6 protein-coding genes and 1 pseudogene are annotated in these 6,564 nt (G+C 64.0%); all 7 read left to right on the top strand.

Going from position 1 to position 6,564, the window contains the following annotated elements:
• Positions 1-84 precede the first annotated feature (84 nt).
• A pseudogene (locus tag GGR23_RS21940) lies at positions 85-414 on the top strand (ATP-binding protein); the annotation flags it as partial.
• The gene (gene fixJ / locus GGR23_RS21935) at positions 407-1,021 is read left to right on the top strand and encodes a response regulator FixJ (protein WP_183368473.1); all 615 of its coding nucleotides are present in this window, start codon (positions 407-409) and stop codon (positions 1,019-1,021) included. The pseudogene GGR23_RS21940 and the gene fixJ, both read left to right, overlap by 8 nt.
• 117 nt (positions 1,022-1,138) lie before the next feature.
• Entirely contained in the window at positions 1,139-1,477 is a 339-nt protein-coding gene (locus GGR23_RS21930; protein WP_183368468.1) for a response regulator transcription factor, read from the top strand.
• Between the two features lie 195 nt (positions 1,478-1,672).
• Complete coding sequence (locus tag GGR23_RS21925; RefSeq protein ID WP_246366004.1) at positions 1,673-2,308, top strand: helix-turn-helix domain-containing protein; 636 nt, start codon at positions 1,673-1,675, stop codon at positions 2,306-2,308.
• 325 nt (positions 2,309-2,633) lie between these two features.
• Positions 2,634-3,515, top strand: a complete 882-nt coding sequence (gene aguB, locus GGR23_RS21920; protein ID WP_183368466.1) for an N-carbamoylputrescine amidase — start codon at positions 2,634-2,636, stop codon at positions 3,513-3,515.
• 92 nt (positions 3,516-3,607) lie between these two features.
• Entirely contained in the window at positions 3,608-4,933 is a 1,326-nt protein-coding gene (locus tag GGR23_RS21915; protein ID WP_183368465.1) for a vanadium-dependent haloperoxidase, read from the top strand.
• Between the two features lies 1 nt (position 4,934).
• A complete protein-coding gene (locus GGR23_RS21910) occupies positions 4,935-6,563 on the top strand; it encodes a CRTAC1 family protein (RefSeq protein WP_183368464.1) in 1,629 nt (542 codons plus the stop codon).
• Position 6,564 lies beyond the last annotated feature (1 nt).

The following is a 6,564-nucleotide window of genomic DNA, read 5'->3' as shown; positions in this document are numbered from 1 at the left end:
CTCGAAAGTCATGACACGGTTCCTTCTCTGAGTTGCGCAGAATGATCTTAGCATCTCGCGCGACGGGTTCGGAGGGCCGTCCACATCATCAATTTGATCCGCAACGCCATAGAGGCCATGCAGGATCAGCCCGTGCGGGAACTGGTCGTGAGGACGGAACCCGCGGGTGACGAGGAAGTTGCTGTCATTGTCGAGGATACCGGCCCCGGCATCTCGGAGGAGATTGCTGCGGAACTGTTCAAGCCGTTCACCACGACCAAGCCCGGCGGCATGGGCATCGGCCTTTCCATTTCGCGCCGCATCGTCGAGGCGCATGGAGGGGAGATGACCGTGTCCCGTCACGACGGCGGCGGAGCGCGTTTCCGCTTCACGCTGCCCGCCCTGAAAGGAGGTTCCGACCATGGAGATGGCTGATTTCACCGTGCATCTGGTGGATGACGAGGAGACCGTCCGGAAGTCGCTGGCATTCATGCTGACGATGAACGATTTTTCCGTGCGCGTTCACGAGAGCGCCACCCAGTTCCTGAAAGTCGCGCCCCAGCTGAAGGCGGCCGTGCTCGTCACCGATCTCCGAATGCCCGACATGAGCGGCGTTCAGCTCATCCAGCAGGTGAACGCCCTGAAGCTGAAGATACCCGCCATCGTGATGACCGGCCACGGCGATGTGCCCATGGCCGTGGAGGCGATGAAGGCGGGGGCGGTCGACTTCATCGAGAAGCCGTTCGAGGACGAGGTGATGATGGGCGCCATCCGCGCCGCCGCGGCCCAGATTACGCCCGATGGAGAGAGTGGCGACGATGCCGATATCGTGCTGGAGCGGCTTGCCTCGCTGACCGACCGGGAGCGGCAGGTTTTTGCCGCAGTCGTTTCCGGCCTGCCCAACAAGTCCATTGCCTACGATCTCGACATCTCGCCGCGCACGGTGGAGGTGCATCGGGCAAACGTCATGTCCAAGATGCAGGCCCGCAGCCTGCCCCAGCTGGTGCGGATGGCGCTCGCTGCGGGGATCAGCGCTTCGTAGTTTACCATCCGCATAAATACGCAGAGCAAAAATTGATCTGCCTCAAATTTTCCAGAGCGGACTCCCGGTAGAGTGCAGACGTGGCCACAACAGGGCCTCTTGCCGGGAAAAATCATCTTGAAACCCTCGAAGACCATAGCCGTGATCGTCCGCGACGAGGCTCTGCTCGCATCGCTCAGCTTTGCGCTGGGCGTGGAGGGTTTTCTCGTGGAGGGCAGCCGCGCCTGGCCGGCCGGCCTTGATGCCCGCGCCGACCTGGCCTGCATCATCCTCGATTCGGAGAACTACCGCGTCGAGGCGGCCGCCCGTGGCGGGCTCGATGCGGCACACCGGCCCATACTCTTCCTTTCGGATGCACTTTCCCCGGTTCCCGATCATGCGGGCGTCAGCGGCATTGCCAAGCCGTTTCAGGGAAACGAGCTCGTGGAAACCGTGCGGCGGCTTGCCGTCGCCTGAGCCCGGCGGGCAGTACGGGATTACCCGTAGGGACATAACCGAATTTCGCACCGAACTGGCTTTTGGCATTTTCTCCTCAACACCAGCGCAACGCCCGCCGATCGGGGGCGGTCGGAACTCCGGGCGCGGCGCTGGTGCCAACCGCAAGGGATGGCGACCGGATGGGCCGGCGCGGCATACGAGATGGAGAAGACCATGCACACTGCAGACTACGCGGCATTTGCCGGACGGCTCGGCGGACTGGGTATCGGCGTTCCCTCCGGTGCCATGCGCCCGGCATCTGTCCGGACGTACACCTCGGGGGCGGAGATCTATGCGGAGGGCGACCGGGCGGGCGAGCTCTACGTGGTGGAATTCGGAGCAGTCCGGATCCACCGTCTGCTGGCGGATGGAAGGCGGCAGGTCATCGCCTTCCATCTCGCCGGCGAGATCTTCGGTTTCGAGCCGGGCGCGACCCGCTCCTTCTTTGCCGAGGCGATCAACGCCACGGGCCTGAAGCCTCTTTCCTCGATCGGAGCTGATGCTGCGGAGCTGATGCCGCTCGCCCTCAGGGGCCTGCTGCGGGCTCAGGAACATCTCCTGGTCATCGGGCGTCAGTGCGCCATGGAGCGCATCGCCGCCTTCTTCCTCGACATGGCCGAGCGCCAGGGCGACGAGGACATCATCGAATTGCCGATGCCGCGTCTCGACATCGCGGATTATCTCGGCCTGACCATCGAAACCGTCTCGCGCACTTTCGCCAAGATGCGGTCTTCGGGTCTCATTTCATTGCAGGGCACGCGCACCGTCAGGCTGGCAAAGCGCGAACTGCTCCAGGATCTCTGCCGGTAAGGGGGCGGCGGCGTGCCGGATCCGTCCAACGCGATGCGTCGGTAGGATGCGGCATGCCTCTTACACCTGCGGCGGCGGGTGCCGGAAGGCAGGCAGAGACGAGAAGCGGGAAGGGCTAGTCCTCCCGAGTGCAGACCGAGGGACGCGGTTCTCTCGCGCTTCCCGCTTCTCTTTTTTTATTCAGGAGGTTCCTCCCGGGACGCGCGTGCTTCCCCTGTCATGTCAGCCTCTTGCGGTGACCCTCGTCATCTGCTCGACTGCGCGGCATCTCCTCTCCGGCCAGACCGTCGGGTGAAGGGGCGAGACTGACAGGGGAAGAACCGCGATGCGAAAGATCGGTGTGGCCGCCACGCAAATGGCCTGCAGCTGGGACAGGGACGAGAACATTCAGAAGGCCGAGGCGCTGGTGCGCCGGGCGCACGGGCAGGGGGCAGACATCGTCCTCCTGCAGGAGCTTTTCCAGACACCCTACTTCTGCCAGGAGCAGACCCCCGCCCATCTCGGGCTTGCCAATCCGCTGGACGAAGACCGGGGCGTCAGCCACTTCCGTGCGATTGCGCGCGAGCTTGGCGTCGTGCTGCCCGTTTCCTACTACGAGCGCTCCGGAATGGCGCTTTTCAACTCCCTTGCCATCATCGATGCCGATGGCAGTATTCTCTTCAACTACCGCAAGTCCCACATCCCGCAGGGGCCGGGCTACGAGGAGAAGTTCTATTTCAGCCCCGGCGACACGGGCTGCAGGGCGGTGCGCACGCGCCACGCCACCATCGGCTGCGGCATCTGCTGGGACCAGTGGTTTCCCGAAGGTGCGCGCGCCATGGCCCTGCAGGGTGCGGAACTTCTCTTCTACCCGACAGCCATCGGCAGCGAGCCGCACGATCCGACGATCGATTCCGCCCGCCACTGGCAGCGCACCATGCAGGGGCATGCGGGTGCAAACGTCATGCCGGTCATTGCGTCCAACCGGATCGGCGTGGAAGTGGAGGGGAAAACCACCTGCACCTTCTATGGCAGCTCCTTTATCGCCGATCACACGGGTGCCCTTGTGGCCGAAGCCAACCGCACCGACGAAACCGTGCTCGTGCATGCCTTCGATCTCGATGCGATCGGAGAATACCGGCGGGCCTGGGGGCTTTTCCGCGATCGCCGCCCGGATCTCTATGGCGTGTTGCGGACACTGGACGGCAGCCACGGAATTGGACAATAATAGCCGACAATAATCGATTTAAGTGCAGAGGCGACCGGAGCCGCAGAACAATCCGGCGTCGAGATGCACGGGGTTCACGCTCGGGAGGAGCAATGTCCGCACGTTGGAAGGGAGCGCCGCTGGCGCTTCTGGTCGCACTCATCGTCACCGTTTTCGCGCATGTACCGTCCGCAAGGGCGGAGCGGATGCCGCCGGAGCAGGTACTCCAGACCTGGTATCGGCTCGTGCTGGAGCTGGTGCGCCACACGCCCAACTACTCGCCGCCGGTGGCGAGCCGTTCCTTTGCCTATCTGGGCGTCACGGCCTATGAGTCCGTTGCCGGTGAGCACACCCGTCTCGTGAGCCTTCAGGGCCAGCTGAATGATCTCAAGGATCTGCCGAGCCGCGAAGCCGGTGCGGTCTATGACGATGCCATCGTGCTGAATGCCGCGATGACGGTCGCGACGCGGGAACTCTTCAACCGCACCGGGCCGACCGGGCAGCATGCCTTCAGCCGGATGAGCGAGAAGATGCATGCCACCGTCACGGACGGCATGCCCGCGGATGTGGTCCGGCGCAGCGCCGACTTCGGTACGGCAATGGCCACAGCCATCCTGAAATGGTCGCAAGGCGATGGCGGGGCGGTCGTGGAGAATATGGGTTTCCCGCTCGAATACACGCTCAAGGCTGGTCCCGGGCGATGGGTGCCGACCTCGCTGATCCGCCAGCAGCAGGTTCCGCTCTTGCCCGACTGGGGCAAGAATCGCCCCTTTGCCATGCCGGAAGGCTCGTCCTGCCGGCTGCCCGCTCCACCGGAATACAGCGAGGACAAGGCTTCGGTCTTCTACAGGGAGGCCGTGGAGGTTCATGACGTCGTCAAGGGGCTGACCAAGGAGCAGAAGGCGATCGCCCGCTTCTGGTCGGACGATCCGATGCTGTCCCCGACACCTCCGGGGCACTGGGTATCCATCGGCTGGGAAGTTCTCGAAGCCGACCGCGCCGACCTTGCCACCACGGTTGACGTCATGGCGCGCCTCGGAGTGGCGGTTGCGGATGCCTTCATCGGCTGCTGGGACACCAAGTTCGAGTTCAACCTCGTGCGGCCCGTGAGCTACATCAAGAAGACCATGGACCCGAAATGGGAGCCGCTGCTCATCACGCCGCCCTTCCCGGAATATCCGAGCGGTCACAGCACCCAGTCCGGTGCCGCGGCGGTCGTGCTGGCCAGCCTTTTCGGCGAGAAGAAGACCTTCACCGACAGCACGCACGAGGCCGACGGTCTTGCTCCGCGCACCTATGGCAGCTTCTGGGAAGCGGCCGAGGAGGCCGCTCTCTCCCGTCTCTATGGGGGCATCCACTTCCGCTCGGCCATCGAGCGCGGGCTGGAGCAGGGAAAATGCGTCGGCGCCCATGTCGTCGCGCTGAAGACGAGGATGTAACATGCCCAGACACCCGATCCTCGCAGCGGCGCTGCTGCTTCTGCCGGCCGCCGGCGCTTGCGCCGAAGACGCTCCGGCTCCGAAGCCGATCGTTCCATCCTTCGTCGACGAATCCGCCACTGCCGGGCTCCGCACGCCCTATCAGGGAGAGTGGGAGTATATGGTGGGCGGCGGGGTTTCTGCCTTCGATTGCGACGACGATGGCTATTCCGACCTTCTTTTGCCGGGCGGCAAGGAAAAGGCGAAGCTCTATCGCAACACCAGCAAGCGGGGCGGAAGCCTGACCTTCGAGGAGGCGAAGGACAGTGGCGTCGAGGTGGACAAGCTCCTCGGTTCCTATCCCGTCGATATCGACAGCGATGGCAAGACCGACCTGGTGCTTCTGCGCCTTGGCGAGAACATCGTGATGCGGGGGAAGGGCGGCTGCCGCTTCGAACGGGCCAACGAAGCCTGGAACTTCAAGGGGGGCGAGGCCTGGTCCGCTTCCTTTGCCGCCACCTGGGAAAGGGGCAACGACTGGCCGACGCTTGCGGTCGGGAACTACATCGACCCCAAGGCTGACATGATGCCCTGGGGCTCCTGCACGGACAACTGGCTGCACCGGCCGGAGAAGAGGCCCGGCGAGCCGAGCCGCCGCTTCGCCGATCCGCTGCCGCTCAAGCCGAGCTACTGCGCCCTCTCGCTTCTCTTCACCGACTGGAACCGTTCCGGCACGCCGTCGCTGCGCGTTTCGAACGACCGCGAATACTACAAGGGCGGCCGCGAGCAGATGTGGCACATGGAACCGGGCAAGCCGCCGGCGCTCTATACCGAGGAGGAGGGCTGGAAATACCTCCGCATCTGGGGCATGGGCATTGCCAGCTACGACCTCGATTTCGATGGCTATCCCGAATATTTCCTGACCAGCATGGCCGACAACAAGCTGCAGACGCTTGTCGAAACCCCGAAGGACGGCAAGGGTCCCGCCGCCTACAAGGACGTCGCCTTTGCAAAGGGCGCGACCGCCCATCGTCCCTATACCGGCGGCGACTGGCACCCTTCGACCGCCTGGCACACGGAGTTTCAGGACGTGAACAATGACGGTCTGGCCGATCTCTTCATTGCCAAGGGCAATGTGGCCGAGATGCCCGATTTCGCGGCCAAGGACCCCAACAACCTGCTCGTTCAGAACGAGAAGGGCAATTTCGTCGAGATGGGCCTTGAAGCCGGCGTCGCGAGCATGAAGGTGGCGCGCGGCGCCGCCCTTGCCGACTTCAATCTCGACGGCAAGATCGATCTGGTGGTGACCAATCGGTGGACCGATCCGGAAATTTGGCGGAACCAGACGGCGGATGCCGGCAACTTCGTCGCCTTGCGGCTTCAGCAGCCCGGCGCCAACCGGGATGCCATTGGATCCTGGATAGAGGTGAAGCACGCGGATCACGTCATGCGCCGGGAAATCACCATTGGTGGTGGCCATGCGGGCGGGCAGCTGGGCTTCACCCACTTCGGGGTCGGGAAGGACGAGAGTGTCGCATTCCGTGTCATCTGGCCGGACGGGCAACCGGGTGCATGGCAGACCGTAGCGGCGAACGGCTTCTACACGGTCGCACCCGGAGAATCCGCGCGGCCCTGGCAGCCGGGCCGCTGAT

The sequence above is a fragment of the Gellertiella hungarica genome (assembly GCF_014197145.1).
Lineage (GTDB): Bacteria > Pseudomonadota > Alphaproteobacteria > Rhizobiales > Rhizobiaceae > Gellertiella > Gellertiella hungarica.
This window is presented reverse-complemented; position numbering and strand designations above follow the sequence as displayed.